Source organism: Streptomyces sp. NWU339 (assembly GCF_003143855.1).
In the GTDB taxonomy this organism is placed as follows: domain Bacteria; phylum Actinomycetota; class Actinomycetes; order Streptomycetales; family Streptomycetaceae; genus Streptomyces.
In genome coordinates this window covers 112,177-138,857 of sequence record NZ_QFRK01000022.1, presented here as the reverse complement: position 1 = coordinate 138,857, position 26,681 = coordinate 112,177, and the positions used below count along the sequence as shown (strand labels likewise).

Here is a 26,681-nt window from a genome sequence, read left to right as displayed (position 1 = left end):
GGTACACCCCGCGCACCACCCCGCCCGACCGTTCCCGCGTCAGCCGCGCATCGAAGTCGTCCCAGTGTCGCCGCCGCAGTCCACCACGCACGCCGCGGCGAACCACACGTCCCAGTGCGACCACTCGCCAGACGGTGCCGGATGAGGCCACGGCTCCGGGCCGAACGTCGGCGGCCTGCGTCGGGAGAGGACTTGTCCGCCGTGCTCACCAGCGCATGGTCGCGCCGAAGACGATGGCGTTCGCAGCGCGCCTCGGCATAGCCTCGCGGACATGACCGAGGCATGGACCGACCACGCGTTGAAGGCGCTCCGCGCGGCCTGCCACACCGCGGACGGCCCCTCCCTGCTTGCCCTGCTGCATACGCATGACCCCGCCGGCGTGCTGCAGCAGTGCGGAGACGCACTCACCGCAGCCGTCCTTCGGGGTGTGCCCGGTGGCCGGGAGGCGGCGATCGCGTGCACGTCCACCCTGCGTGAACGGGGCTGGCCCGGCGACGAGGTCCTCGCCGAACAACTCGACGCGGTGGGCGGCGGTGCCGTCTTGGTGCTGAGGCCGCTGCCGGTCGGTCTGGAGGAACTCTCCGGTCTGCTCGAAGGCGACCCGGCCTGGGGCGGTGGCCGCATCGACCTGGACACCGGCGAGTGCCGGCCCGCCCTCGTGGACACCGAGGAGTCATGGGACGAGGACGAACCGGCAGGCACCGAGCGGTGGCTCCATGTGCCGTGCGCCGGATCACGCGATGCCTACCGTGACATGGAGGACTTCGTCTCCACCCTCGACGACCAGGACCTCGCCCGGTTCCTCGGCATCGCGATCCAGGGCCCGGGAGCCTTCCGCCGTTTCAAGGACATGCTGGCCACCTCACCGGCACAGCTGCGGCGGTACTGGTTGTTCGCCGCGGAACGGCAGTACGGCCGGGCTCGAGCCTGGCTCGCCGATCAGGGCTACCGGCCCGCGCCACCAGGCGGTCATTGATCCGGGCGCGCTTACGGTCCCCAGTACCGGTACGCCTCGATCCACTCGGCCCCCTCGGGCGCCGGGTCCGGCAACGGAAGGTCGAGAATGCCGATCGCCTGCCGGTGCCTGCCTCGCGTACAGACCGCCACGATCTGACTGCCGGGCAGCAGGTCCACCTTCTTCACGGTGACCTCGCCCCCGAGAACGACCGTCTTGAACGGGACGGCCAGATGCTCGGAGAGCATCGTGTAGAGGCCCGTGAGCTGCTCCTCGTCGTCGTAGGCGTCCACGGTGGCCTGCTCGACCAGCTCATCGAGTTCCGCGTCACTCAGCTTTCCGSCCACAGGGAACACGGTACCGGCGGGGCCCCGCAGCTCCCCTCTCTCGGTCAATCGCCGGCCGCTCCGTCCTGGGCCACGATGGTCGTTCCTCCCGCCCCGGCGTGCTGCCTGGTAGTGCGTACCGACTTCCCGGCACCCGTCACGGGTTGGCGCGGAGAGGGCCGCCGACTGCACGGGGCGATCAGGCGCAGACTCCCCGTTCGCGACGCCTACCGATGGCCGCCGGGACTCATGGCCTTGACAGGGGACCAGCCATGTTCTGGGTGCCTCGTAGGACTCGAACCTGCGGCCAAGCGCTTAGAAGATGCGGGCAAGCCTTGGTGAGTTCGCCCGATCGGCCTATGCCGGCACCGTGCCGGACCGCTGAACGCCGCTGCCGTCCGCCGTCGTTGCCGTCAGCGCTGCCGTCACTGCCGTCGGCTGCAGCACCGTGTGCTAGGGGCTCGATCGGGATTTGTTGCTCGCCTCGCCGCTTGTCGTCGTGGCGGCCGGACAGGGCACTCACGGCGCCCCTGCCCGGCGTCGCTGATGTCGGCGACCTTCTGATCCGTAGCTCTATGTGGATCGGTCGGTGGCAGTCATACCGGTCGCGGTACGGCTCTTCGAGGGCACCATCGGGCGGGCCGGGTTGCTGTACTCCGCTGCTGTACCGCAGTGCCCTTGTGCACATGGGTGTGTGATCACCTCGCCGTACGCGGGGACAGGCGATGCGCTCGGTCCGCCACCACGTGACCCGCCGGGCCGAGTGAGAATCAGGCTTCCCTGTGAGCAGGCGGCAGGCGACAATACGGATTAACAAGGGACCACAGGACGGTTCCACCAGACAAACGGGGGACACATGGTCTTCATTGTTTCCACGGTGGTCGTGCTCGCAGTCGCAGTCGGGGCGTGCCTGGTCGCGCTACGGCGCAGGGGCGGTTCAGGAGAACGCGGTGCGCTGGAGCGCGGGGCTGCGGACCAGGGCCGCGCGCAAGGAGTGAGCGAGGCGAACGCCGCGAGGCAGAACTGGGGACCCCCCGGGTTCTGAGCCGCCACCCACCCCTCATCCCAGCTCCCATCCCGTCCGCCGTCAACCCACGCCCGCTCCACGGTGTGTGGGTCGGCCGCGTCTGCTCGGCTCTGCCTGGGTCGACGGCGGACGGGATGGAAGCACCCCGCGCACGCCACTACGGACCCGCAGTCGGAAGCGGCGCCCCCTCCATCCGGCCATGGAGGCGGCGAGCCAGGATTCCCCGGGGCTGTGGCCGTGTCCGGCGTACGTCTAGTCAATCGCCCGCGAACCACAGGTAACTACCTGAGGTAGCCGCGCACTGCTCCAGCATCGTTGCGAGGTCGTCCAGCGCGGCGAGCTGCCGCTCATCACCGCATCTCTGCCTCAGATCGTGGACGTTCAGCTCCTGCTGTCCTGTCGAGACGCTGCCTGGCTATGCTGCGGAAAGGTACCCGGACCATGCCATTGCAGGGCTTTGCAGACGGCGCCGCCCGGGGTGATGCGGCCGAAGCTTCCGATGGCTCGCGTTACGGGGTCGGTGTCCAGTAGAACCGACCGATTTCCCAAGGGGGCTGGAGGGGGCCATGAATCGTCTGCTCGGTTTCGCGATGGTCTGGGCGGCTGTCTATGGGTCGATCACCTTCGGGTCGGGGGAGTCCGGCGAGGATCGGCTGATGAGTCTTGTCGCTGCGCTCCCGGCGTGGGGTTATATCGGCTTCCGTGTCATGCGGGAGATCCGGGGGATCAAGGAAGACGGCAGGTTGGCACGTATGCGCAGGGAGGAGCAGAAGTCCATGGGGCGGGACGAACTGCTCGATGCCGTAACGCGGTTGGTTGCCCGCGGTCCGCAGTCGCTGGAGTGCCGCGTGGCGGGGCATGGGGCAGGGCACCTGTGTCTTGCCGTTTCCAGGGAGGTCGCGCTGGCCGATCTGGTCGAGGGGATCAGCGGTCGGTACGGGTCCTCGCGCAACCTCGCCATGGGTGGGTACGCCGATCCGACGGCGGACGCGACGACAGGACTGCCCCTGCTCACCCCCTTCGGCAAGCACGTGGTGGACATGCGGGCCTGGGCCTACGGGAGTTGGTGGATCGGGGCCGGGACCGTGGACGGCGATGACGGCGCACGGCGCGTGGTGCTCGTGGCGGAGCGGGCTGCGCGCGGGCCCTGCTGAGGTTTCCTCTGACCGGCGTGCCGGCAGGCACCCAGCTGGACTCGGCCGACCAGTTCATGGCGTGGAGCTGTCACGTTGGCTGACCGGATGGGATGATCTTCGGATCGGTCATGGTGGAGGGGGACCGTCCATGGACAGCGCGTCGCCATCGTACAAGGGGCATCGGTACCCGGTCGGGGCGATCTCCCCCTGCGTGCGGCGGTCCTTCCGCTTCCCGCTGTCATTCCGTGAGGTGGGGGAGCTGATGCTACAGCGCGGCGTGATTGTCTCCTGTGAGACGGTCCGCCGCTGGTGCGCCACGTTCGGACAGGTCTACGCCGCCGGGCTGCGCCGCCGCCGGCCCCGGCCCGGGGATACATGGCACCTGGACGAGGTGTTCGTCAGGATCGATGGGGAGCTGAGGTACCGGTGGCGGGCCGTCGACGCCGACGGCACCGTCCTGGACATCCTCGTGCAGAACCGGCGGGACAAGGCCGCCGCCCGGCGGTTCTTCCGCTGCCTGCTGCAGACGACGCGTGCGGTGCCGCGGGTGCCCGTCACCGACAAGCTCCGTTCCTACGGCGCCGCCCACCGTGAGGTCATGCCCTTTGTCGAGCACCGGCAGTCGAAGTACCTCAACAACCGGGCGGAGAACAGCCACCAGCCCACCCGGCAGCGCGAACGCGCCAGGAAGGGCTTCCGCAGCGTCGGCGCAGCACACCGCTTTCTGTCCGCGTTCAGCGGCGTCTCACCGCACTTCCGGCCCCGACGCCATCTGATGACAGCCTCCGGCCACCGCGCCGAGATGACCGTCCGCTTCGCGATCTGGGAGCAGGTCACCGGCGCTGCCAACCTGCCCACCACGGCCTGACCACAGGCCCGGGCCGCGGGCCCACCACGCCCCGAAGCGCCATCAGACAGCCATGTACCCAATAACGTGACAACGCCTTTGACCTTGTCATCTGGTCCAATGTCTCAGCGTTTCGCTGCAGATACGACGAGATGAGGATGGTCATGGGTTTGTGGGAGTTGCCGCCCGTGGACGTGCGCTCGCTGCTGCGTGAGGAGCGAGTCGCACTGCTGGCTCTGCTGAACGACCTCGATCTGTCGGCATGGGATCGGCCCACGGTGTGTCCGGGCTGGTCCGTGAAGGACGTCGTACTGCACATCTTGGATGATGACCTTGGCTGGCTGTCCCGGGGGCGCGACGGCGACCGGTCCGGACTGCTGACCGGCTTCGCCGACCACAACTCCTTCATCACGGCGCTGAACAACAAGAATCAGCGGTGGGTGGAGGCCACCTGCGCGCTGAGCCCGCGGGTGATCAGAACCCTCCTCGGCGTAGCCGGCACCGAGATGGACGCCTACTGGGCATCCATGGACCTCATGGCGGAGGGCCGCGTCGCCTGGGCCAGCCCGGACCCCGTCCCGCTGTGGTTCGACATCGCTCAGGACCTCACCGAACGCTGGGTGCACCAGCAGCAGATCCGCGACGCCGTCGACCGGCCGGGAGTGCGTGACGAACGGTTCCTCGGCCCGGTGCTGCGAACCTTCCTGTGGGCGCTGCCCCTCCACTACGCGCCGCGCACCGGCCCGGATGCCAACCTGGCGATCCATCTCAGCGGGGCCGGCGGCGGCTCCTGGCGACTGCACCGGCGCCAGGGCCAATGGGATCTGGTCGAGCTGGACCCGGCGAGCACGATCCATGCGCCGGACGCGACAGTCAGGCTCGACACGAATTCTGCCTGGCGGCTGCTCACGGGAGCACCCTTCGACCACGATCGGCTCGTGCTGTCGGGCGATCCGGATCTGGCCAATCACTTCGCGGCGGCCCGAGGCATCCTCATGTGAATCGAGCGGAGAACCAGCCCCTGAAGGCCGTCAAGTCGCCAGGTCGCCACCCCTTGGACGGGTCGTTCCCGATGCTGACGGTGCGTCCGGGACCGCGGACAGGGCATCCAAGATCGTTCTGTGACAAGCGACCTGGACCCCCTACTCACCGCACTGTCCGTGAAGATCGACGACGAGATCGGGCAGCACTCGAAGCACTGCAGAAATCGTACAGTTCATGGCTTCGGGCAGCGCGGGCCCCTGCCGAGTTGGCAGGGGCCCGCGGTATGGAGAGTTGAGGAGGGCCGGGACCTGTCCTGGACGAGCAGCATCCTGGCCGGCACCGCTTACCGTCTGCTGTCGGCCTGACGGCCCGGCCTCACTTCAGGTATCGGTCCAAGAACCGGCACCCGTCCTCCAGCTCGAACCACGGGGTGCCAGTGTGCCCGCCCAGATTGGCGTGCAGCGTCTTCTCCTTGCTGCCGAAGGCGTCGAACAGGTCCAGGGCCCGTTGCCGGGGGTTCCCTTCGTCGTCCCACTGCAGCAGGAACAGCAGCGGAATGGTGACCTGCCGGGCCTCCTCGCGCTGGGCACGGGGCACGTAGCCCCCGGCGAAGAAGCCGGCGGCCGCGATGCGCGGCTCGAGGACCGCCAGCCGAATGCCGAGGGCGGTCCACCCCCCGGAGTACCCGACCGGGCCGCCGATCTCGGGCAGCTCAAGGAGGGCGTCCAGAGTGGTCTGCCATTCCGGGACCGCGTTTTCGACCAGCGGGCCGATGAGGGACTCGAAGATCTCGTCGACCGGCTCGCCGGCCTGCATCGCCCGACGGAGGTCGGCGCGGGCCTGCTCGTCGACGGCGGAACGGGGCCGGTCACCGCACCCGGCGGCGTCGATGGTGGCCACCGCATAGCCGCGCGCCGCGGTGTACCGGGCCCGGGCCACCAGCCGGGGTTCCGCCCTGGGCAGGCCGTTGTTGTGGGCCATCAGGATCAGCGGGGCCGGTTCGGATCCGGGCGTCCACAGGGTGCCGGGGATCTCGCCGAGGGTGAATTCGCGTTCGAGGACGCCGTCGTCGAGGCGCTGCTCGGAAGTGAATTGCATGGTCGTGCCTTTCGGGAGTGCGCTAGAACGGCGCTCCCGGACGACCTATCGCCCGACCGTGACCCCGGAGGGGAGCACCCATGTCGATACTGCGTTCACGGGTACCACCTCCTCGTTCTCTCGCACGGCTTCCGGGAGATTAGCAACGGTCGCCGTGGTCCGCCAACGGGTTTTTGCGGAGGCTCCGTAGCCGGATGCCACGGAGTCGGAACACTGCGCAGAGCTACTTGGGGCCTCATCGCGGCTTCCCGAGGTGAGGCCCTGCGACGGCGGGGCGCGCTGGGGGCGCTGTCGGTTCTCGGCGCTCGTCGGCGAACGCACCGCCCGCGCCCTCGCCGGGGCGTTCGCATGCGTTCCGGAACCAGCACACGCCCCGCACGCGTCCCGTACGGGACAGCAGCCACACCCGTGGGGGACCCGTGAACCGCACCACCGCCGTCATCCTCGCCGCCGCGGCCTCGCTCACCATGCTCACCGCATGCAGCATCAGCGTCAGCGACAACAGCGAGCCCGACGGCAGACCGGCCAGAGCAGCGAAGGTGCCGGCCTACGAGATCACCCGGCAGGACGACAGCGGGGCGCAGCGCGTCGTCGTGGTCGAGGTGGAGACGACCGAGCGTATGGAGAGCGTGTTCGAGGCCGTCGCCGCCGAACTCACCGACGACGCCGGATGGTTCATCGAAATCGACTGCGCCGACGGGGGCCGTCTCGCCAACGATAAGAAGGCGGTCGGCTCGGCCGGGGCCGCAGCGACCGGCCTCGACGACGGCCGGACCGAATACGAGGCACTGCCCGGGGCGACCTGCCCCGCATAGGGGTGCTGGTAAGAATCCAGTCAGGAGCCGCAAACGGCGGTGAGGGGGTGCGAATCTGCATCTCCATGTCACCGGTTTCTGTGCTGGTGACACCAGTGCCCTCCAGCGCTGGTGTCAGGGCGGTGAGCTGGGTGGCTGCATAGGTAGAAACCGAGAGCGCTTCTTGGTCACTTCGGAGAGCGCCCAGCGGGTCCGGGGGCATGGAATGTTGATGAGAAGTAGCAGCGGTGGCTGGCGTCGTGTGTGCGATATCCCGTGAGTTCTCCTGAGGCCCGCTGAGTGCCCGAGGCCGTGGCCAGGGGCTTCTTCCCCCTTCGTGTGCTCTACCAGGGTGTGACATGACTTCTGGATTCTTGAAGTGTTCTCAGTGTGTGCGACCGATCTGCGGTCTGGTCGAAGACGAGGAGGCGAACCGGAGAGGTTCGAGGCCGACGTGCCGGCCGGCCGGCCAGGCTTGCGGCGGCGGACCCGGCGTCCTCGGGCCGGCGGGCGTACCGCRGCACCATGTGCCTGGGACCGGCGAGTTGGCGGACAGTCGCCCGGCCGATCCCGCGGTTGGCCTCCGTGACCAGCGAGATCGGCGCAGCGGCGTTCTTCGTGGCCCCTCCGACTTCCCGTTCAGCCCATGGTCTTGGCGCCGTCCAGGGACTCGCGGATGATGTCGGCGTGCCCGGCGTGCTGCGCGGTCTCGGCGATGATGTGCAGCAGCRCCTGACGGGCCGACCAGCGTACGCCGGACTCGAACCACGGCGCCTTCGGCAGCGGCTGGGTCGCGTCCAGGCCGGGCAGGGCGGCGATCAGCTCGTCGGTCCGGTGGGCCACCGCCGCGTACTCGGCCAGCGCGCCGGCCAGCGTCTCGCCGGGCAGCAACCGGAACTCGTCGGCCCGCTCGGCGAAGYCGGCCTCGGCCATGGCGGTGAAGTCGGGCATGGCCGACGGGCCGTCCAGGATGAAGTCCACCCAGATCCGCTCCATCGCGGCGACGTGCTTGACCAGGCCGCCCAGGCACAGTGCGCTGACGGTGGTTCGCAGCCCGGCCTGCTCGTCGGTGAGGTCGCGGGTGGTGAAGCGCAGGAAGTGCCGGTGCTTGCTCAGCGTCCGCAGCAGGTCGGCGCGCTCGCCGGTGAGGGTCGCCGGCTCGCTCAGGGTCTCGGTCATGATCTCCGCCTTCGGTTGGTCCCGCGTTCCTCGGTCAACAACGACGGTAGGAGCCATAGCGGACAGTTTCTGTCCTGAATTCCGGGAGAATCGGAGACATGGCGAACACCAGCACCCGGACGCTGCGACTGCTGTCCCTACTGCAGACCCATCGCTACTGGCCAGGCACCGAACTGGCCGACCGGCTCGGTGTCTCGGTCCGCACTCTGCGCCGGGACGTCGACCGGCTGCGCGAGCTCGGCTACCCGGTGGAGGCGCAGCGCGGCGTCGACGGCGGCTACCAGCTCGCCGCGGGCACCGCGCTGCCGCCACTGGTGATCGACGACGATGAGGCGGTCGCCCTGGCCGTCGGGTTGCACACCGCCGCGGAGGGCGCGGTGGAGGGCATCGCCGAGTCCTCGGTCCGGGTGCTGGCCAAGGTGGTGCAGGTGATGCCCACCCGGCTGCGGCGCCGGGTCGAGGCGCTGCGCGCGATGACCGTACCCGCCGGCTGGGGCAGCCCGGCCCGGGCGGGCGTCGACCCGGGCGTGCTGACCACACTCGCACTGACCTGCCGGGACAGCGAACGGCTGCGCTTCGGCTACACCGCCGCCGACGGCCGCCGCACCGACCGGCAGGTCGAGCCGCACCGGCTGGTCCGCCTCGAGCGCCGCTGGTATCTGGTCGCGTACGACCTCACCCGGCACGACTGGCGCAGCTTCCGGGTCGACCGGCTCACTGCGCCGGAGGGCACCGGCGCTCCGTTCCGCCCGCGCACCCTGCCCGCCGCCGACGCCGCCGAGTTCGTCCGCGCCGGGATCGGCAACCTGCCCCGCCCGTACCGGGTGACGGCCCTGGTGTACGCCCCGGCCGCGACCGTACTGGAACGGATCGGGCGGTGGAGCACGGTCGAGGAGGTGGACGCCGAACACTGCCGGGTCCGCATGACCACCGACTCCCTGGACTGGCCGGCCCTGGCCCTGGGCGCTCTCGGCGCCGAGTTCCGCGTGCTCGAACCGGCCGAACTGGTCGACCAACTCCGCGACTGGGCAGCCCGGTTCGACCGGGCGGTACGGGGCTGACAGTTCAACCGCTGAGATGCTCCTGCTGCCGGCGACGGGCGCGCGGACGATCTCGTCGCCGGYGCGTTCGAGGAACTGGGCCGCGCCGAGCTCCTCAAGCCATCCACGGCAACACCGTGAATCCGAGGCGAACTCACGGGTCGAGCCCCACAGAGCGCAGCATCCGACCCGCGGGTTCCCGCTGAAGCGCCTTCAGTTTCCTCGAACCCGCGGGCGTCACGGGGCGCGAGGAACAACGGAACGAAATCTGGCGCTGACGACGTTGTGAACGAATTCGGATGGGGTGTCTTGGTCGAGGCCCGAGGCTTCTGGTGCCCGCGCAACGTCCAGCCGGGGCGGTGGTGGTGCACCGAGGCCCGGTGGCTACTCTCGTCTCTCCGCCGATCCGGAGTGAAGTGAAGGGAAGCAGACTGTGCGCAACGCCGCCGTGACGCCCGAGGGCGGCCAGATCCGCTGGGTTGAGCTGCCGGGACAGGAGCGGTCCCGCGTCTACGTCCACGGTCTGGGCGCCACGTCGCCGGCCTACTTCGCGGAGGTTGCTGTTCATCCTCTGCTCGCCGGACGTCGATCGCTGCTGATCGACTTGCTCGGACACGGCATCAGCGACCGGCCGACGGACTTCGACTACACCTTGGAATCCCACGCCGATGCCCTCGCCGCAGCCCTGACCAGCGCGGGTGTCACGGGCGCCGAGCTGATCGCGCACAGCATGGGTGGCTCGGTGGCCATCGTCCTGGCCACCCGGCACCCCCAACTGGTCTCCCGCCTGGTCCTGGTCGACGCCAACCTCGACCCGATCCCGCCCGCACCCGGCTCCGCGGGCAGCAGCGGCATCGCCGCGTACTCCGAGGAGGAGTTCCTGGCGGGCGGCTGGGAAGAGATCCGAGACCGGGCCGGTTCCCACTGGTGGTCCACGATGCGCCTGGCCGGCCGGGAGGCCCTGCACCGCAGCGCGGTCCACCTCGCCCGCGGCACCGCCCCCACCATGCGTGAGCATCTGCTGGACCTGAAAATCCCCCGCACCTACCTGCTGCCCGAGGCCGACGGCCCGCTCCCGGGCACCGATGCGCTCACCGAAGCCGGGGTGGCCGTGGTCTCGGTCCCCGACTGCGGGCACAACATCATGCTGGACAACCCGGAAGGCTTCGCCCGCGCCACCGCGGCGGCACTCTCCGACCACGACCAGCAATAGCGCCCAAGCGGCCCGTAACGGGGTTTCGCCGTCCCCGACCGGCCGGGGCTTCGGCTGCATACGCCGGCCGACGTCTTCGCCTGTACCGCAGCCGAAGGGATCACGCTCCGCATCGACCACCACCTCGTTACCTTGGCCGGGTTCGCGTACGCGCCGCAGCCGGCGGACCTGCCGGACCAGAAGATGTGGCGCATCGACCGCACTGCCGACTACGGCGCCTTCCAGGACGCCGCCCGCGGCCGGGTCGACCTCGCGAGGATCGAGCGCCACCGGGAGGACATCCCGCGGATCATCGGCTCCATCCACACCGGCGCCGTGCGCGCGTACGACGTCATCCTGATGCTGTCGCGCGACGTGCGCCCGACCCCGCTGGGCGACGCCATTGCCCACTACGGGCGGATCTCCAAGACCCTGCACATCCTGCGCCTGGCCGACGAGCCCGGCTACCGCAGGCAGATCAAAGTGCAGGCCAACCTCCAGGAAGGCCGCCACGCGCTCGCCCGGAAGATCTTCCACGGCAAGCAGGGGCAGCTCTACCACCGCTACCAGGACGGCACGGAAGACCAGCTCGGCGCCCTGGGCCTGGTCCTCAACGCGCTCGTGCTGTTCGACACCCGCTACATGGACGCCGCGGTCAACCAGCTGCGCGCCAACGGCTTCGACGTCCGCGACGAGGATGTGGCCCGCCTCTCCCCGTTCGTGCGGCACCACAACAACATGCTGGGCCGCTACTCGTTCCAGCTTCCTGAGCCGCCCGGCGGGCTGCGGCCGCTGCGCGACAAGGACGCCACCGACGACGAGTAGGTCGACAGCTGCGGCCACGTGGCGTCTGGAGCCGTCCGCTCCGGTCAGCGGCCCGGGCCGCCGTCGCGGTGAATCGCGTATTCACCGCGACGGCGGGCCGCTCCAGCAGGGGAGACGGCCTCGTTTTCGCAAGTGAGGTGTATGCGTTTACCGCGACAGGCTCAGCCGGGCCGTCACCCTCCGCTACATATTCGTCTGCCGTAGCTGTACGAGAACCGGACCGCGCCGGCCGTATGTCGCGGGACACCCAGACCGGCAGAGAGGTCTGCACCTGCGGGTAGGGTCCTTCGGCATGAGCACAACACCGCCCGACCTGCGCCGGGTCAGCCTCCGCGCCGCCCCCGGAACCGGGGCGGCCCGCACCGCCACCGCGTTCGGCGCCGGGTGCACCCGCCCCGCCGACCCAAGCGGCAGCGCGCACCCGGACCACATCGTCGCCGGGCACTCGACCGGCCCCCGCCACGGCACCGGGAACCAGTTCAGGACCGGGGACCCGTCGCCCGGCGTGTGCACCGGCGATTTTGCGACCACGGGCCATGAGGCCGCCCTGCGGGAGGAGGCACTCTCGACCGCCTGCCGGTTCCTCCGGGACAGCCGGGCCACAAACGCCGCAGCCGCCGCCCGGGCGCTGTGGGACGCCGCCCGTGTGCCGGCACGGGGCCGCCGGTGAACACCCCCCGCCGGGTCACCCCGCGCCGCCTCGGCGCCGCCGCCGCGCTCTACGGCGTGTTCGTTGCGGGCTGGTACCTGGGTCAGCCGGTCACCCCCGAATGCCACGTCGATCAGGCCGCCCGCGACCGGATCGCCGAGGAGTACGAAACCGCACCATCCCCCACCCCCACGCCGACGGGGTACCCGTCACGGTACGACTCGAAGTCCCCCCTCCCGCTCGACCCGACGCCGGACCCGGCCTCCCACCCGCCTGGGGGCGCCAGCGACAGGTGGTCCCAGACGATCACCATCTACGCCGTCGCCTGCACCAACGACACGAGCGAACGCCCCCGCATGCGAGCGTGGTTCCAGGGCCACTGGCGGTAGAGAGGCGGTGTGGCCCGGGGTGTTGGCCGACGCGGGCGCCGGCCTCGTGTCGTGCGACACTCCCCGGATGCCTGCCTGGATAACCCTGCGCCGCCTCGGCGCCGTCACCACTGTGTACGCCGTGTTCCTGGCCGGGTGGTGGCTGGGCCRGCCGGTGCGCTCCGACGGCTGCCTCGAAGACCGGCCCACCGCCGGGGCAMACGGTCGTCCCACACCGGTGGAACCGGCCGACCCCGCCCGGTACCTCGAGAACCTCCCCCTCGACTTCGGTCTCCTCGACTGGGCCGACGACCTGGACGGCCGCCGCGACGGCGAGTACGGCCCCAGCGACTACGGGCACGACCTGCGGGGCGGGCCCGAAACGTACGTCACGTCCGGCGCTGTCTACGCTCCCTGCTCCTACAAGAAGCGCGCCCGCCTGCTCGCGTGGATCAACGGCGACTGGGGCTGACTCCACCTGTGCCTGCCTCACGGGCACGACCAGACCACGGGGACGGAAAGAGGACAGCTTCCCGGAGCGCCGGTTTTAGAGGTATTACGGCGTGACGATCCGACAAAAACCGGGGCGGACATCCCGGAAACGACTGACCGTCATGTAGCGGATTGCGGCTTCTGCGCGGGCCGTCCGCTGTGGAGTCCGGATAAGCCCCCCCATATCAGAAGTCCATGCACGGTCTGTCCGTCTGCGGGCGTGCCGCTGCGCCGTTCACGGAGTGGGTGAGCGTCCGGATGCGCTGACGGCGTCTCATTTAGGGTGTCCGGTGATCTGTACGGTCAGCGGGGGCTTACCGTACGCTCCGGGCATGAGTGAACGCGTCGGCTACGCGAGATGCAGTCTGGACAAGCAGGATCTCACCGCCCAGCGCGAGATCCTGCTCAGCCTGGACGTTCCCGAGGACCGGATCTACCTGGACCACGGGCTGACCGGAACCAACCGCGACCGGCCCGGCCTGGCCCAGGCTCTCGCGGCCGTGCGTGCCGGCGACACCCTCGTCGTCCCGAAGCTCGACCGCCTCGCACGCTCGGTACCCGACGCCCGCGACATCGGCGACTCGCTCACCGCCCGCGGCGTCAAGCTCTCGCTGGGCGGCACCCTGTACGACCCCGCCGACCCGATGGGCAAGATGTTCTTCAACATCTTGGCCACCTTCGCCGAGTTCGAGGTCGACCTGCTGCGCATGCGCACCCGAGAAGGCATGGCGGTGGCGCGGGCCAAGGGCAAACTCAAGGGGAAGCAGCCCAAGCTCACCGCCCGCCAGCAGAGCCACCTGGTCCAGCAGCACCAGTCCGGCGAGCACACCATCGCCGACCTCGCCGAGCTCTTCTCCGTCAGCCGCGCCACGGTCTACCGCGTCCTGGAACGCCACCAGAACGCGCCCGCGCATTCGCCCTCTGTGGGGCAGTGACGTGCTGCCCTACGTCTACCGGGTCACCAAGTACGACCCGGCCGACCGCGATCAGCACGGCCACTACGCCGGCACTGAACCAGCGATCAGCGACCACGGACCGGTCGAAGCCACCTACCTGCGAGCGGTCGCCGCCTTCGCCGAAGAGACCGGTGTCGAGCATCTGGCCATCCGCGAGCCGCAGATCGGAGGCTTCGCCCACTTCGGCCTGGAGCCACCGGTCGACGGCTATGGCCTGGTCGACCTCTTCCCAGCCGGCCTCACCGGGTTCCACGACGGTGCGCTGGTGCCGATCGCCGTCGGCCTGGAACTCGTCCGGGCCATGCTCCGCGACCACGGTGCCTGGTGCAGCCTGGAAGCGGAGGGGGCATTCGCGGTGCACGTCGGCTGGGACCAGTACCTCTACGTCGGCAGCAGCCGCCCCTGCGAAGCGGCGCTGGCCCGTACCCGCGCGCTCGGCCTGTTCCCGGAACGCCTGGACGCATCACCGTACGACTTCGCCCCCGACGACCCCGCGTACGTGCAGCGCCCGGCCGACGCCGACTTCTGGGCCCGCCTGCACTGGGTGGTCAGCGCCCACCGCGCCACGTTCTTGGAGGAGACCTACGTCGGAAACGCCTCCCGGTGGCACCGCCTCACCCGCGACAACATCGAGGCGGTGCGCGCCCAGCTGACCCCTCGCGCGCAGCTGGCGGTCTGGCCGGACCTGCTCACCGACGTCGCCGCGGCCGTGGCCGCTCTGCCCGAGGAGGGCCTGGCGGAAGTCATCTGGGAGGACGAGGACGGGCGAATCACCAGCGCGGTCGTGGACGAGACCCAGTTCGAGGCAGTGACCTCCGAGATCGCCGGCGCGTGTGCTGTCGGCGTCGTATCCATGTATGCCGATGAGCGTCAGCCTCTGTTCACCGCTGTGCTGCCGGACAGCGATGGGGTTCTCCGCGCACGCTGGCAGACCGAGCCGACGCCCAGCGACCGGGACTGGGCGTTCCTGAAGACTCTGCGGCGCGGCCAGGTCGTCACCGGCACGGTGACGTCCATCGCCGGCTTCGGCGTCACCTTCGTGGACATCGGCGGCTTCACCGCGATGATCAACATTCCGGAGCTGTCCTGGCGGCCGATCGACCACCCGTCCGACGTCGTCAGTGTCGGCCAGCAGATCACAGCCGAGGTCCTCGACGTCGACATGGTCCGGGAACGGGTGCCGCTGTCGCTCCGAGCAGTGCAGGAAGACCCGTGGCCGCAGGTGGCGCAGCGGATCGGGCAGGTGGTCACCGGACCGGTCACCAAGATCGTGCCGTTCGGCGTCTTCGTACGCATCGAAGACCGAGAGGACGGCTTCGAAGGACTCGTGCACGCTGGCGAGTTGGATGAATCGACCGGAGGCGTCGTCGAGGTTGGCGACGCCCTTACCGTGAAGATCATCGATGTCGATCTCGCCCGGCGTCGCATCGCCTTGTCTCAGACGCAGGCCCGCACACCCCGTCATCAGGGAGATCGCCATTCCTGACGAAACGGGTGCCCACACGGCCAACACCCTCGGACCCGCCTGGTGGACAGAGGACCCTGAGCGCTGGGACCTCCTGCAGTTCGAAGCGGCCCACGACGAGGCCGGCCTGCCCCTGGACCGGTGGTGGAAGGACCGCAGGGACGTCCTGGACGCGCTCATCCTCACCCCGGGGCCGGTCGACCACGACTTCGCCCGCTTCCTGCTGGACCAGGAGATGCGGTTCCACCGCCACTGCTGGGGCTTCAGCCACACCATCGAGGCCGCCGCGCTCCTGCTCGCCGAGCACCGCCGGCCCGACGACGTCTGGCGCCTGTGGCAGGCGATCACCGCCAGCTTCGACACCTGGTGCGGTCTGCCCCACCGGCTCTTGTTCGCCGGGGGAGGAACGACCGGCACGATCGCCTATGTCGTCGGCTCCGGCCACGAACAACAGGACAACCTACTGGGACACCTTCAGGAACTCGCCGAGGTGACCGACGACGACGTCACCACGCTCCTCGCGCAACGCCGCCGCTACTACGCCGACGTCCTCCGCGAGCCGGGCACGGCCCCGGAGTCCGGCGATGGCTGAGGAGCAGACGGTGACGCCCTCATGCCAGCTCCGGGCGATATCGCCGCCTGGCTCGCGGAAGTCATCATGGACCGGTGACGACGTGGATGCGCTGCTACTGGGACGAGGAAGCCACCTGGTTCTACTTCGAGGTCGATGCCGAAGGCTGGGTGACCCGGCAGGTCGAGCTCCACGGTTCTGAGCTGGCCCCGATCGCGGCTGCCTCCCTGGAAGAGTGGCAGCGAGCCCAGCAGGAAGGTGACCTGGCCGAGTACGAGAAGAAGTACGGAGTCACCGCAGAACTCCCTGTGTCGCAGTGGGAGAACTACGAACCTGACCAGCTGACCTCGCAAGAGTTCGAGGAAGTCTGGGATGCTGCCCGTCGGGAGATCGCAGGCCGCTGACCCCGAGCTCGGGTCGATACTCTGTCGGGCTTATGGAACAGCTGCCCGCGAGCGTCGATCGCGACATCGTGAACCACCGGATCATCTTCGCCATCAAGGCGATCCGTGAGACACGCGCCTGCACCCTCCACGAGGCGCTGGACGTCTTCGCCGAACGCTACGAAGAGCTCCGCCGGGATCGCCCGGACGACTTCACGGTGTCACGCGAGGACTACGGCCGGGGCTTCTACTCCTAACCCGGGGGAGAACGCGGGCAGCCATGACAACAGATCGTCAGATCGGGCACGGAGAGCTACTTGTCACTTCGCGGCAGATTCGGGAGCGCAGGGCCGTCTCTTCCGCCTCCTGGGCCACCAGTTCTCCCCGCGCCTCGCGGACGCCGGCAGCGCGACCCTGTACCGCGTCGACCCAGGCGCCGACTACGGACCCCTCAACCCGCTGACCCGCGACCGGATCAACCTCAGGCAGATCACCAGCAACGCGGACCCGCACTGGCCCGTACGGCGCTCAGAAGAGCACCGGGTCACCAATCCGTGTGTGGCGCAATGCCGTCCCGGTATTCATGCCCACAACGTAGTCCACCGAACAAAGCCGACGCCAACACCCCCAGTCCGCAGTGCGGTTCGCGAGAATGATCTCGGCCAATACCTCGGATCCCCAACCCGGTCGACGCGCTGCCCGTGACACCAATACCGATCTTGCAGCTGCACGGTCCTCATCGCACTTCGAAACGCCCCTGGCTTCAACACGCAGGACTTGACAGAGAAAATGGGCGTAGGCGGATCGCGTACCGCCGTTCCAGAAAACTGGAACGGCGGTACCGCACCCGCACGACAGCAGGGGTGCAGCCGTCACCGCCCGCGCCCCGATCGCCGTGCGGGTGCGGTCTCTTGCGGTTGGCTGACAAACGGGAGGCCCGGATCGGACACTGAGGACCGGGGATCAGCCGGGAGGACCGGTCGGTCCCACCGTGTCCGGGGTCCGTCAGCGGCGCGGGTGGAAGACGAGCTGCCGCCCGGGGCCGTCCGCGGGGAGGACGAACCCTCCCACGCCCTGCAGCGCCAGGAACGGGACCTCGGTGCCCTCCGGCAGGGCCTGGACCTCACCGGTCTCGAGCGAGAAGGAGACGGGTGCGTACCCGGACGTACCCGAACTCTGCCGGTAGCCGTGGGCGACACCGTCGTCGCCGACGGACAGCAGGCGGATGCCCGCCGACTCGCCGTCCAGGCAGTACGCCTGGTCCCGCTCGAAGTCGAAGGCGAGGGTGCCCTTGACGATGTAGCGGCCGTTCGGCGACGCGGCGGTCCGGACGGGGATGTACTCCGGTCCGTCCACCGTGCTGCATGCCGCGGACAGCTCCAGCTTCCCGGACTTCAGACCGTGCACGGCCGTGACCGCCGGGCCCTTGACGGTGCCCCAGGAAGAGATGACATGGTTCCCGACGACCTCGAGCACGCTGCCGGCCTTGTCCGCGTTGTGCGGGTTGACGCCCGGTGGAATGGCATCGCGCGACAGCCAGGATCCGGCCACCCCGAAGCCGCCTATGTGGAGCGACATCAGCGGGCCGTCCGGAGAGAGCCCGGCCACCTTGCCGCCGATGCAGTTCTCCCAGCCCTCGTTCACACAGACCGGAGGCAGTTCCACCTGGCGCTTCTCATACGTCTGCACGCGATCCGCCGAGATGTCGATCGACGCGGAATCGCTGTTCACGCTCCCCGGGCGGTCCCAGGCCACCACGGCCCCGTTTCCGCCGTCACCGACCTTGAGGCTGGTGGCACCGGCGCTGGCCGGAATGGCGACGGTGCGGGCGGGGGCGACGTCCTTGCCCGACGAGTCGGCCGCGTAGAAGGCGAGGGAGATCGTCCCTGATTCCGTGTCGTCGGAGGCACCGTCATCCGAGGGATCCACAGGGGAGACACGGTTACCGGAGGCAGCTTCATCGGGGTCCGCCTCGTCCTCGCCGTAGGCCCAGAGGGTGACGTACTCGCGGCCGTCCTGGTCCACGACGAGGAGCCGGGGCAGCGAGACCTCGCCTCCGCTGTCCGCCGGGGCCGGCGGCTGCCACACGGCGCTGCTCCAGCGGAGCGTGCCGGTGGCCGCGTCGCGCGCTTCGACGACATAGCCCTTGTCCTTGCGCTGGAGGAGGGCGACGACGCCCGCCTGGGGCGCGGCCTCCACGGGCGGGAAGGAGGCCACCCTGGCGTCGCGCTCCTCCGGGAGCCAGTCGAGGGAGGCGCTCCAGCCCTTGGAGGTGTCGAAGCCCTCCGGTGCTTTCACCGACGGCTTCGGGGATGCGGAAACCTCCGGGGAGGGACTGTCCGAGCCGCTCTCCCCCGTCGTACCACCGCTGCCACAGGCCGCCAAGAGCCCGGTCGCCACCGCGGTGACGACCACCTGTCTCATGGTCTTCATCGTGCCCCTTTTTTCGGCCGCGGGAAGCGGACGGACCGGTACGCCCCCGCACGCACAAGATCGTTAAAAAGCCAGAGAGTACAGCAGGTTTTTGAAGTGGATGTCACAACCACGTATCAGGTGGGCGAAGGGCCGATCGTGTGACTCATGGTGCACGCGGCTTCAGCCCGGGCGCCGGTGGGGCATCCGGTGTGATCTCTCGGCATTCGTGTCAGCAGACCACCGGGGGATCTATCGCCTCATGACAGTGAAATCCGAGGCCCATGTCAGCGGCGGACCGTCACACGCCTCCACGGTGACCAGCGGGAAGACGGCCGGCAGCGGCCGACGGTGACTGCCGGCCCCTGGCACTGACGAAGCCGACACATCGCACCACACGGAACACAACCCGCCCCGGACGAACGCCCGGGCCCGGGCGCCGGGGCCGGCACCCCGGCGGGCACGAGCGTCGCCGGCTCCTCGTGCCCAACCCGCCGCCGGACGCTGCCCTCGCGCACCTGTCACGGACCGTAGCGGCGCCTCACGCCGCTGCACCACTACCGTCCGGGCGGGGGACACAGGGCCGCTTGCTCACATGCCTTCGCCCGGACGACGCGGCGTGCGGCCGTGAGGATGTCACCGGAACGCCGGGCAATTCCCGCGGAAAGTTTCCGGCGCCCGGTGACATCCCTCCGGCCGGTTCGCTCCGTCGGTGTGGTCAGAGGCGAAAGGAGGGCATGTGTTGCGTACCGGGGACCTGGAGGATTTCCGTGGTTTCGCCGAGGAGCGGCTGCCGCATCTGCGGCGCACCGCATACCTGATGTGCGGGGACTGGCACCACGCCGAGGACATCACGCAGACGGCGTTGACCAAGCTCTACTCCGTGTGGGGGCGACGGCGTCGGATACAGAACCTGGAGGCGTACGCCCACCGCGTGCTGACCCGGGCCTGCATCGACCACACACGGCGGCGCTGGCGGCGGGAGCATCCCGCCCGGGACCTTCCCGACCGTGCCGAGCCCGCCGCGGACCTGGCGCTCGCGCTCCAGGTCCGCGCGGCCCTGGACGGCCTGCCGGCGCGTCAGCGTGCCGTGGTGGTCCTGCGCTACTGGGCCGACCTGGACATCGCCGCGACGGCCGCGGCCATGGGCTGCTCCGTCGGCACCGTCAAGAGCCACACCGCGCGGGCCCTGACCCGTCTGCGGGCCCTCCTGGGCGACGACCACGGTCCCGACGCACTCGGGACGCTCGCAAAGTCCACCCACCACACCCGAGAGAAGGTCACTCTGTCATGAGCAACCAGGACGTCAGGAACCTGCTGCAGGCCGGGATCGGCGAGGAGCCACCGGTACGGACCACCGTGGACGCGGTGGTCGCGGCCGGACGGCGCGTCAGGACCCGGCGGCGTCTCGCGCTCACCGGCGCGGGCGTCACCGCCGCGGCGGCGGCTGTCGTACTGGCCGTGGTCGCACCCGGTGCCGGTCCGGAAGCGAGTGTGTCTGCCGCCGACCCGCTGGTGCCGGCCGGTGTCGGTACCGACGAGGCCGGCCCGCTGAGGCCCGACAGCTTCGGTCCGGGGATCGAGCACACGGTGCGCTGGAGCGGCAAGCGGCTTGCCGACAATCTCGTCGCACTGCTCCCCCAGGGCCGGACGACCACGCAGGACGGTGACATCAAGGGCCGGACCTTCCGCGTGACGTGGGACAACGGTGACGGCGAGGTCACGTTCACCGGGAGCGTGGGGTACACGGCGAAGGAGTCCCACGTGCCGTTCTGCGCGAAGATCGCGGTGCCGAAGATCACGCCCCGGCCCGGTATGCCGGCACCGGAGGACGTCGCGCCGAGGGAGGACTGCGAGACGGTCGAACTAGCCGACGGCGCACGGGCGGAATCGGTGACCCTGCGGTTCCCCGCCACCGGCAGTGAGTCCCAGTACGTACGGGTGAAACGCACGGACGGCCGGACCGTGGCCCTCCAGCAGTGGACGGACCAGCCGACGAAGCAGCCGCCGCTGGACGCCGACGCGCTGCTGGACATCGCGAACAGCCCGACCTGGCGGTTCTGACCAACATCGCCACATCCACCGGCCCCGGTGACATCAGGGCGCCGGATGTGACCGTTACGGCACCCCGCCACACGCGGCCGGGCTCGCGTCCCGATGCCTGCTCACCCCCGTGTTCCAGGCATCGCGTGTTCCAAAACGGCCACGGAACCAGGGGCAGGGTGCTGACGTCACAGATGATGCTTGTGATCATCGAGAGCCGACAGCGGGGACGAAGTGTGACCAAGAATCAGTGGATTGCCAGTGGGGGCGGAGCGGCCACGCTCATTGGCGGAGCGGCCACGATCATTGCCGCGTTGATCACTTCCGGGGTGATGCTCCTGGAAGACTCCGATGGCGGCGGCACCCAGAACAACTGCAGCACTGGCGCCGACTGCGCCGGCCGCGACCACAACGAGGCCGGCCAGGGCCAGCCCACGGAACCGCCTGCAAGTTCCCCTTCATCACCGTCTGCCGCATCGGCTGAGGCTGCAGCGCCCACGACCTACTCCCTGGTTTACGAGCACAAGCCCCTCGGCCTCTCACTGCCGGGCTGCAGCGGAAGCTGGTATGCCGACTTCGAGGAGCGAACCTCCAAGTTCTACTCCGACGATGACATCAGGGACATGAAGGCGCAGGCCGCCAACAACGGTCAGCAAGTGCCACTCGACTTCTACTACACAAACTGCGCGTGGGGCACCTTCGGTAGCGCCAACCCCTGGGGAATCGTTTCCTCAGAGCCGACAGGCCCGGAGGACTGCGCCGATTCCGCGCAAAGCGCCGGAATGGACTCCATCAGCCTGGCACCGAGCGAGAACCAGGGTCAGGTGGAGCCGGGCACACTGATCTGCACAGTCACCGACGCCGGGGTGGCGCTCCTCCAAGTGAAGAGCTTTGGGCCAGATGCAGGCTCAGGCGCGATGCACTCCCCCGAGCGTGTGGTGCTCGACGTGACCCTCTGGAAGAAGAGCTGACGGACGCCGGCGAGGAGGCCCGGGCCACCGAGTCTTTGCCGGTAATGGACCGTGACGCTGCATGATCGTTCGGATGGTCCTGGCGTATTTGTCGCGCGTCAGACTTTGTGGCAGGGCCCGTTTCTTGCGGGTCCTGCCACAAAGTCCGACGCGCGACACGACCACACGAGGCGCCGGCCTGGAACCGGCCCTATGACGTCCACACCGGCGCCGCCGACCCGCTCGTCCCCAACTTTCCAGATCCCGAAAACCTGCCAGTTACTTGACGCGGGACCAACCGACCGAGCGAACCCCAACACCCAGCCCACACCCCACCACCCCAGCCCCCAACGAACCCAACCCCTTTCGCGCACCCATGCTGCGGCACGACGGCTGGCAGGTGGTCGATCTGACCGCGAGGGAGGGGCGGCCGCGCCTGTACGCGCGGGACCGCCGGGGCCGCGAACTCGACGTCGCGTTCCGCCCGGTGGCGACGGCGGACGAGGACGAGGGCGCGAGCGGGCCCGCTCCCCTGCGGGAGACGGGCCGCCCCGGGGTCGACCGCCTGACCCGGGTGGTGGTCCACCTCGGCAGCTTCAGCCGCACGGACGTGCTCTGGGCCTCCCGCCAGGGCGGCGTCCACCTCCTCGACGGCCACCAGCTGCAGCGCGGGGCCTCCTGCCGCAGTGCGGGTAACAGTGCGACGCGCTGTCGCCCTCCGCTGGGCGACACCGACGCCTCGGTCGTCGCGGTCGCCGAGCGGGTCAAGACGCTGCGCGTCGCCACGCTCGACCGGCGCCACTTCACTGTGGTGCGTACTCAGCGCGGGGAGGCGTTCACGCTCTACCCGGCGTGACTGTTACCTCCTGGCCTGACCTGCGGTGACTTGCGTGAAAGTCCCAACTCTGTTGCCACGGCACGGACTTGGTGGCACAAGACTGTCAGTGACGGGGTTACCTTCATGGATACGCGCGCCCCCGGTCGGTGGCGCGTCCGGTTCGCTGACCGGGATTTCCCTTCCAGAGGGGTATGCGAGGTGCCCCTCGTCCCCGACAAGGAGTCGAAGGCACATGGTGGATTCATTGCTGGCGGGCAAGAGCGCGCTCATCACCGGTGCGGCGCAGGGCATCGGCGCCGCGATCGCGCAGTTGTTCGCCGCGCAGGGCGCCAAGGTCGTGATCGCCGACATCAACGAGGACGGCGGAAAGGCAACGGCCGCCACGATCACCAAGGACGGCGGGGAAGCGCAGTTCGTTCGGGCCGACGTCACCTCGGCGGCCGACCTCGAGGCGGCGGTCCAGGCGACCGTTGCCGCCTACGGCAGGCTGGACATCGCGATCAACAACGCGGGCATCGAGGAACAGGGCGGCGCGCCGCTGCACGAGCTCACCGAAGAGACGTGGGACAAGTTGGTTTCGGTGAACCTCAAGGGCGTCTGGCTGTCCATGAAGGCCGAGATCACCCAGATGCTGGCCCAGGGCGGGGGCACGATCGTCAACATGGCTTCCATCGCCGGGTTGGTCGGTCTGCCGCTGGGCATCGCTGACTACTCGGCGGCCAAGGGCGGCGTGGTCGCGCTGACGCGCACGGCGGCCATCGAGTACGTCAAGCAGGGCATCCGCATCAACGCCGTGTGCCCGGGTGTCGTCCGCACCGCGCTGCTCGACCAGGCGATCAACGCCGGCATGTTCACCGAACCGGAGGCGGCCGCGCTGCACCCGACCGGTGTGCTGATCAATCCCGAGGACGTCGCCCAGGCGTTCCTGTACCTGGCCTCCGACGTGTCGAAGCACGTCACCGGGCACGCCCTGCCGGTCGACGCGGGCATGGCGGCTGGCTGACGCCTGACCCGGCACCAGAAAGTGGAAGGTGCGTGAGGGTCCGCCGCTGACACGGGGGTGACACGGGCATTGGGTTCCACTGTCATGAGGCGAGAGGTCCCCAGGTGGTCTGCCGGCATGAAGCCGAGAGCTCGCACCTTTCCGTCCCGGTTCGGGGATCTTCCGTGTGACACTTCTGCGGGCGCCGTGACCGGGCGCCCACCGTGCCGGTCGTCCCCGGCGCGGACAGGACCGGTGGGGGAACTCATGGAAGCTCTTTTCTACGTCATACCCGTCATCGTGATCGTCGGCGTGTCCGTCATGGCCGCCAGGACCATCAGCCGCAGCAGGCAGATCAGCGGCGCCTGGAACCACGGCCTCACGGCCGAGGGGAGATGTCTGCGGACCTACACCAGGACCAGAGGCGGCGCGGGGGACACCGGCGCGGGGGACACCGGCGTGCGCACCACCCTGCACCACGTCTACGAGTTCACGACCCGAGAGGGGCGCGTCATCCGCTTCGACGAGGCGAACGGCCCGTCGACGGTCGTCGAGGGCGACCACGTCACCGTGTACTACCTCGCCGACAGCCCGGAGCGTGCCACGGCGCACGCCCCGGCCCGCGGGAAGCTCGCCGCGGGGACGGGTGGCGTGCTCGTCTTCCTCGGTGTGGTCATCGCGGTGTGCGTGGGCTTCATGGTGATCGCCCACACCATGTTCACGGAGGCGGACGGTCTCCTGCCGTAGGACTCTTCCCGCACGACGTGCGGCCGCGCCCGGAACGGGCCAGGGAGCCGCGGACGGCGTCCGGCGCGGGCGCGGACCGAGCACCGTGTCCCTCGCGGCCGGGTTCGGCAACGGCACACTCCTGCCGATCGACCGCGTCGCCGCCGGACCGGCTCCACTCCGCCCCGCCGCGGCCGGGACGCTACGACCACTTCGCCATCGTGCACCGCCGCGACACCACCCTCAGCCGGGCCACCCGCACCCTCGTCGACCTCGCCACCACCCGCCTCCGGCAGGCGACGGCCCGAGGCAGGCAGGCCGATCGCTGAGGCGCCCCCGACACACCTCCACTCGGACAAGACGGAGAACCAGATTGCGGATCCGCTTCCTTCTGCGTCTCGGAGGAATGAGATTGCGCAGACCGGGAAGGAGATGCGGTCGGGCACATTTCCGCCAGGGCGCCCTCCACCCTTTCCGCTGCGTTGCCGACGTGAAGTTCAAAGGGTGAAAACATGCAGGGCGACGACCTTCGCGGCCAGCCCGGGGGACGACCCCCCGTCGCACCCGACGAGGTGACGAAACCGCAGCTCATCCGCCGAGAGTGGGGCTCGATGTCGACCTGTGGCCGCACGGCCGGACCGGCTGTCGCGGCCCGCACTTCCGACGGGTCGACGCCGTTGATTGCGACAGCAAATTAGCGCAACTGAGCCAATCCTGCTACGGTCAAAAGAAATCCGTCTCTCTGAACCGGTCGATACGTGCGGACTCTGGCGACCGGATGGCTCCGCCCTGCCCGTAAGGGTGGGAACGGGGCCGCATGGCGAAAATAAAGGGACATACGTGACGAACAGAAAAAGAGTAGCGATTATCGGTGCCGGCCCCTCGGGCATGGCTCAGCTGCGGGCTTTTGAGACCGCAGCGCGCGCGGGGGCTGACATCCCCGAGATCGTCTGTTTTGAGAAACAGACCGACTGGGGTGGCCAGTGGAACTTCACCTGGCGCACCGGACTCGACGAGTACGGCGAGCCCGTGCACTCGAGCATGTACCGCAATCTGTGGTCGAATGCTCCGAAGGAAGCGCTGGAGTTCGCTGATTACACCTTCGACGAGCACTTCGGTCGCGCCGTCTCCTCATACCCGCCGCGCCCGGTTCTGTGGGACTACATCGCCGCCCGGCTGAAGAAGACGAACGTGCGCGATTTCATCCGTTTCCAGACCGTCGTGCGCTGGACGGAATACGACGCCGAGCGTGAGGTCTTCACGCTCACGGTCGAGAATCTCCCCACCGGAGAAACGACGACCGAGGAGTTCGACCATGTGGTCGTCGCCAGCGGTCACTTCGCTTTCCCCAACATGCCGCAATTCCCCGGCATCGAGACCTTCCCCGGGCACATCGCCCACGCGCACGACTTCCGCGGCGCGGAAGCCTTCAAGGGGCAGGACGTCCTCGTCGTCGGCTCCAGCTACTCGGCCGAGGACATCGGCAGCCAGGCGTTCAAGATGGGCGCACGCTCGGTGACGGCGAGCTATCGTTCCGCGCCGATGGGCTACGACTGGCCCGAGGGCTTCGAGGAACGCCCCCTCATCAAGCGCATCGAGGGCAACACGGTCCACTTCGCCGACGGCACCTCGAAGCACATCGACGCCGTCATCCTGTGCACCGGCTACCTGCACAAGTACCCGTTCCTGCCCGACGAGCTCGCGCTGAACTCCCCGAACAACGTGTACCCGGACGGCCTTTACCGCGGTGTCGTGTGGCAGGACAACCCGCGTCTGGCCTACCTCGGCGCGCAGGACCAGTGGTTCACCTTCAACATGTTCGACGCGCAGGCCTGGTACGTACGCGACCTCATCCTGGGCCGCGCCGAGCTGCCGTCGGAGACCGAACGCTCCGCGTCCATCGCCGAGTGGCGGGAACGTTTCGAGAAGCTTTCCTCGGACGCCGAAGAGCTCCGCTTCCAGGCCGACTACGTGCGTGATCTGCTGCGGCAGACGGACTACCCCGAGTTCGACCTCGACCGGGTCGTCGAGATCTTCCTCGCGTGGAAGCGCGACAAGAAGGCCGACATCATGGGCTACCGCGACCGTGTCTACCGCTCGGTCATGACGGGAACCCTGGCCGCCGAGCACCACACACCGTGGCTCGAAGAACTCGACGACTCGATCGAGCGCTACCTCGCCGAAGACCCCGCCAAGACCCGGCAGAACGCCGAGTTCAGCGCAGCGGCGTAACTCCCCGAGGTCGGGGGCGGACCCCACTACGGGTCAGGGGCCCAGCAGCTCTCGCTGCGGGCCCCTGACCCGTATCCATGGGGTGGGCACAACTGGGGGATGTCGGTTGCCGGGGCCAGGGGGAGCGCGCCGTGGGCCGCGCCGGACGGCTCGTGTGTGAGGGGTGGGGATCGCGCCGCAGCCCTGCGAAGACCCTCCGCGATCGCCTCGG

27 protein-coding genes and 2 pseudogenes are annotated in these 26,681 nt (G+C 69.3%); 25 read left to right on the top strand and 4 right to left on the bottom strand.

Annotation, left to right across the window (positions count from 1 at the left end):
• Positions 1–271: 271 nt before the first annotated feature.
• Positions 272–976 carry a UPF0158 family protein gene (locus DIZ27_RS24700; RefSeq protein ID WP_109380648.1) on the top strand — a complete coding sequence of 235 codons (705 nt, stop codon included), beginning with the start codon at positions 272–274 and terminating at the stop codon, positions 974–976.
• An 11-nt stretch (positions 977–987) separates the two neighbouring features.
• Here DIZ27_RS24700 and DIZ27_RS24695 read toward each other — a convergent pair whose 3' ends face one another.
• Complete coding sequence (locus DIZ27_RS24695) at positions 988–1,302, bottom strand: calcium-binding protein (protein ID WP_109380660.1); 315 nt, start codon at positions 1,300–1,302, stop codon at positions 988–990.
• A 1,572-nt stretch (positions 1,303–2,874) separates the two neighbouring features.
• Between DIZ27_RS24695 and DIZ27_RS24685 the strand changes: the two genes are divergently transcribed.
• The 3 genes from DIZ27_RS24685 to DIZ27_RS24675 all read left to right on the top strand — a co-directional run bounded on the left by DIZ27_RS24685 (position 2,875) and on the right by DIZ27_RS24675 (position 5,292).
• Entirely contained in the window at positions 2,875–3,462 is a 588-nt protein-coding gene (locus DIZ27_RS24685; RefSeq protein WP_109380646.1) for a hypothetical protein, read from the top strand.
• A 130-nt stretch (positions 3,463–3,592) separates the two neighbouring features.
• On the top strand, positions 3,593–4,312 hold the full coding sequence (locus DIZ27_RS24680) for an IS6 family transposase (protein ID WP_109380645.1): 720 nt from the start codon (positions 3,593–3,595) through the stop codon (positions 4,310–4,312).
• A gap of 143 nt (positions 4,313–4,455) precedes the next feature.
• Positions 4,456–5,292 (top strand): maleylpyruvate isomerase N-terminal domain-containing protein, encoded by an 837-nt coding sequence (locus DIZ27_RS24675; RefSeq protein WP_181383671.1) that lies wholly within the window; start codon positions 4,456–4,458, stop codon positions 5,290–5,292.
• Between the two features lie 358 nt (positions 5,293–5,650).
• Here the strand turns inward: DIZ27_RS24675 and DIZ27_RS24665 are convergent, their stop codons facing one another.
• Positions 5,651–6,373, bottom strand: a complete 723-nt coding sequence (locus tag DIZ27_RS24665) for a dienelactone hydrolase family protein (RefSeq protein ID WP_109380642.1) — start codon at positions 6,371–6,373, stop codon at positions 5,651–5,653.
• Between the two features lie 419 nt (positions 6,374–6,792).
• Between DIZ27_RS24665 and DIZ27_RS24660 the strand changes: the two genes are divergently transcribed.
• Entirely contained in the window at positions 6,793–7,188 is a 396-nt protein-coding gene (locus DIZ27_RS24660; RefSeq protein WP_109380641.1) for a hypothetical protein, read from the top strand.
• A gap of 618 nt (positions 7,189–7,806) precedes the next feature.
• Here the strand turns inward: DIZ27_RS24660 and DIZ27_RS24655 are convergent.
• Entirely contained in the window at positions 7,807–8,346 is a 540-nt protein-coding gene (locus DIZ27_RS24655; protein ID WP_109380640.1) for a DinB family protein, read from the bottom strand.
• Between the two features lie 98 nt (positions 8,347–8,444).
• Here DIZ27_RS24655 and DIZ27_RS24650 point away from each other — a divergent pair, with 98 nt between their 5' ends.
• From DIZ27_RS24650 to DIZ27_RS47330, 13 genes and pseudogenes are all read left to right on the top strand, one after another.
• A complete protein-coding gene (locus DIZ27_RS24650) occupies positions 8,445–9,407 on the top strand; it encodes a YafY family protein (RefSeq protein ID WP_109380639.1) in 963 nt (320 codons plus the stop codon).
• Between the two features lie 412 nt (positions 9,408–9,819).
• Entirely contained in the window at positions 9,820–10,599 is a 780-nt protein-coding gene (locus tag DIZ27_RS24645; RefSeq protein ID WP_109380638.1) for an alpha/beta fold hydrolase, read from the top strand.
• Between the two features lie 18 nt (positions 10,600–10,617).
• Positions 10,618–10,716: pseudogene (locus tag DIZ27_RS47335) on the top strand (IS5/IS1182 family transposase); the annotation flags it as partial.
• A 6-nt stretch (positions 10,717–10,722) separates the two neighbouring features.
• Positions 10,723–11,403, top strand: a pseudogene (locus DIZ27_RS24640) (Tn3 family transposase); the annotation flags it as partial.
• A gap of 292 nt (positions 11,404–11,695) precedes the next feature.
• Complete coding sequence (locus DIZ27_RS24635) at positions 11,696–12,073, top strand: hypothetical protein (protein WP_258308525.1); 378 nt, start codon at positions 11,696–11,698, stop codon at positions 12,071–12,073.
• Complete coding sequence (locus tag DIZ27_RS24630) at positions 12,070–12,441, top strand: hypothetical protein (protein ID WP_109380637.1); 372 nt, start codon at positions 12,070–12,072, stop codon at positions 12,439–12,441. Before DIZ27_RS24635 ends, DIZ27_RS24630 begins: the two co-directional genes overlap by 4 nt.
• Positions 12,442–12,508: 67 nt before the next feature.
• Complete coding sequence (locus DIZ27_RS24625; protein WP_109380658.1) at positions 12,509–12,892, top strand: hypothetical protein; 384 nt, start codon at positions 12,509–12,511, stop codon at positions 12,890–12,892.
• A gap of 352 nt (positions 12,893–13,244) precedes the next feature.
• Positions 13,245–13,847 carry a recombinase family protein gene (locus DIZ27_RS24620; RefSeq protein WP_109380636.1) on the top strand — a complete coding sequence of 201 codons (603 nt, stop codon included), beginning with the start codon at positions 13,245–13,247 and terminating at the stop codon, positions 13,845–13,847.
• A 1-nt stretch (position 13,848) separates the two neighbouring features.
• Positions 13,849–15,354, top strand: coding sequence for a S1 RNA-binding domain-containing protein (locus tag DIZ27_RS24615; protein ID WP_109380635.1), 1,506 nt, complete (start codon positions 13,849–13,851; stop codon positions 15,352–15,354).
• Positions 15,272–15,925, top strand: a complete 654-nt coding sequence (locus DIZ27_RS24610; protein ID WP_109380634.1) for a hypothetical protein — start codon at positions 15,272–15,274, stop codon at positions 15,923–15,925. The genes DIZ27_RS24615 and DIZ27_RS24610 overlap by 83 nt, the downstream gene beginning before the upstream one ends.
• A gap of 74 nt (positions 15,926–15,999) precedes the next feature.
• On the top strand, positions 16,000–16,308 hold the full coding sequence (locus DIZ27_RS24605; RefSeq protein WP_181383670.1) for a hypothetical protein: 309 nt from the start codon (positions 16,000–16,002) through the stop codon (positions 16,306–16,308).
• Positions 16,309–16,340: 32 nt separating this feature from the next.
• Complete coding sequence (locus tag DIZ27_RS24600; RefSeq protein ID WP_109380632.1) at positions 16,341–16,544, top strand: hypothetical protein; 204 nt, start codon at positions 16,341–16,343, stop codon at positions 16,542–16,544.
• Positions 16,486–16,992 carry a Tn3 family transposase gene (locus tag DIZ27_RS47330; RefSeq protein WP_375232002.1) on the top strand — a complete coding sequence of 169 codons (507 nt, stop codon included), beginning with the start codon at positions 16,486–16,488 and terminating at the stop codon, positions 16,990–16,992. The genes DIZ27_RS24600 and DIZ27_RS47330 overlap by 59 nt, the downstream gene beginning before the upstream one ends.
• 300 nt (positions 16,993–17,292) lie before the next feature.
• Here DIZ27_RS47330 and DIZ27_RS24590 read toward each other — a convergent pair whose 3' ends face one another.
• A complete protein-coding gene (locus tag DIZ27_RS24590) occupies positions 17,293–18,711 on the bottom strand; it encodes a hypothetical protein (RefSeq protein ID WP_181383669.1) in 1,419 nt (472 codons plus the stop codon).
• Between the two features lie 730 nt (positions 18,712–19,441).
• On the opposite strand from DIZ27_RS24590, the gene DIZ27_RS24585 reads away from it, so the two are divergent.
• The 7 genes from DIZ27_RS24585 (at position 19,442) to DIZ27_RS24550 (ending at position 26,470) form a co-directional block, all read left to right on the top strand.
• Entirely contained in the window at positions 19,442–19,993 is a 552-nt protein-coding gene (locus DIZ27_RS24585; protein ID WP_109380657.1) for a SigE family RNA polymerase sigma factor, read from the top strand.
• Entirely contained in the window at positions 19,990–20,763 is a 774-nt protein-coding gene (locus DIZ27_RS24580) for a hypothetical protein (protein ID WP_109380629.1), read from the top strand. Before DIZ27_RS24585 ends, DIZ27_RS24580 begins: the two co-directional genes overlap by 4 nt.
• 215 nt (positions 20,764–20,978) lie before the next feature.
• Positions 20,979–21,713 carry a hypothetical protein gene (locus DIZ27_RS24575; RefSeq protein ID WP_146228985.1) on the top strand — a complete coding sequence of 245 codons (735 nt, stop codon included), beginning with the start codon at positions 20,979–20,981 and terminating at the stop codon, positions 21,711–21,713.
• 355 nt (positions 21,714–22,068) lie between these two features.
• Positions 22,069–22,548 (top strand): hypothetical protein, encoded by a 480-nt coding sequence (locus tag DIZ27_RS47325; RefSeq protein WP_258308524.1) that lies wholly within the window; start codon positions 22,069–22,071, stop codon positions 22,546–22,548.
• A 214-nt stretch (positions 22,549–22,762) separates the two neighbouring features.
• The gene (locus DIZ27_RS24560; protein WP_219933645.1) at positions 22,763–23,533 is read left to right on the top strand and encodes a glucose 1-dehydrogenase; all 771 of its coding nucleotides are present in this window, start codon (positions 22,763–22,765) and stop codon (positions 23,531–23,533) included.
• Positions 23,534–23,779: 246 nt separating this feature from the next.
• Positions 23,780–24,259, top strand: coding sequence for a DUF3592 domain-containing protein (locus DIZ27_RS24555; RefSeq protein ID WP_109380627.1), 480 nt, complete (start codon positions 23,780–23,782; stop codon positions 24,257–24,259).
• Between the two features lie 780 nt (positions 24,260–25,039).
• A complete protein-coding gene (locus DIZ27_RS24550; protein ID WP_219933644.1) occupies positions 25,040–26,470 on the top strand; it encodes an NAD(P)-binding domain-containing protein in 1,431 nt (476 codons plus the stop codon).
• Positions 26,471–26,681: the final 211 nt, after the last annotated feature.

Coding starts and splice junctions, on each gene's coding strand:
- DIZ27_RS24700 (WP_109380648.1), top strand. CDS start 272: ATGACCGAGGCATGGACCGACCACGCGTTGAAGGCGCTCCGCGCGGCC.
- DIZ27_RS24685 (WP_109380646.1), top strand. CDS start 2,875: ATGAATCGTCTGCTCGGTTTCGCGATGGTCTGGGCGGCTGTCTATGGG.
- DIZ27_RS24680 (WP_109380645.1), top strand. CDS start 3,593: ATGGACAGCGCGTCGCCATCGTACAAGGGGCATCGGTACCCGGTCGGG.
- DIZ27_RS24675 (WP_181383671.1), top strand. CDS start 4,456: ATGGGTTTGTGGGAGTTGCCGCCCGTGGACGTGCGCTCGCTGCTGCGT.
- DIZ27_RS24665 (WP_109380642.1), bottom strand. CDS start 6,373: ATGCAATTCACTTCCGAGCAGCGCCTCGACGACGGCGTCCTCGAACGC.
- DIZ27_RS24650 (WP_109380639.1), top strand. CDS start 8,445: ATGGCGAACACCAGCACCCGGACGCTGCGACTGCTGTCCCTACTGCAG.
- DIZ27_RS24635 (WP_258308525.1), top strand. CDS start 11,696: ATGAGCACAACACCGCCCGACCTGCGCCGGGTCAGCCTCCGCGCCGCC.
- DIZ27_RS24620 (WP_109380636.1), top strand. CDS start 13,245: ATGAGTGAACGCGTCGGCTACGCGAGATGCAGTCTGGACAAGCAGGAT.
- DIZ27_RS24610 (WP_109380634.1), top strand. CDS start 15,272: ATGTCGATCTCGCCCGGCGTCGCATCGCCTTGTCTCAGACGCAGGCCC.
- DIZ27_RS24600 (WP_109380632.1), top strand. CDS start 16,341: ATGGAACAGCTGCCCGCGAGCGTCGATCGCGACATCGTGAACCACCGG.
- DIZ27_RS24590 (WP_181383669.1), bottom strand. CDS start 18,711: ATGAGACAGGTGGTCGTCACCGCGGTGGCGACCGGGCTCTTGGCGGCC.
- DIZ27_RS24580 (WP_109380629.1), top strand. CDS start 19,990: ATGAGCAACCAGGACGTCAGGAACCTGCTGCAGGCCGGGATCGGCGAG.
- DIZ27_RS47325 (WP_258308524.1), top strand. CDS start 22,069: ATGCTGCGGCACGACGGCTGGCAGGTGGTCGATCTGACCGCGAGGGAG.
- DIZ27_RS24560 (WP_219933645.1), top strand. CDS start 22,763: ATGGTGGATTCATTGCTGGCGGGCAAGAGCGCGCTCATCACCGGTGCG.
- DIZ27_RS24555 (WP_109380627.1), top strand. CDS start 23,780: ATGGAAGCTCTTTTCTACGTCATACCCGTCATCGTGATCGTCGGCGTG.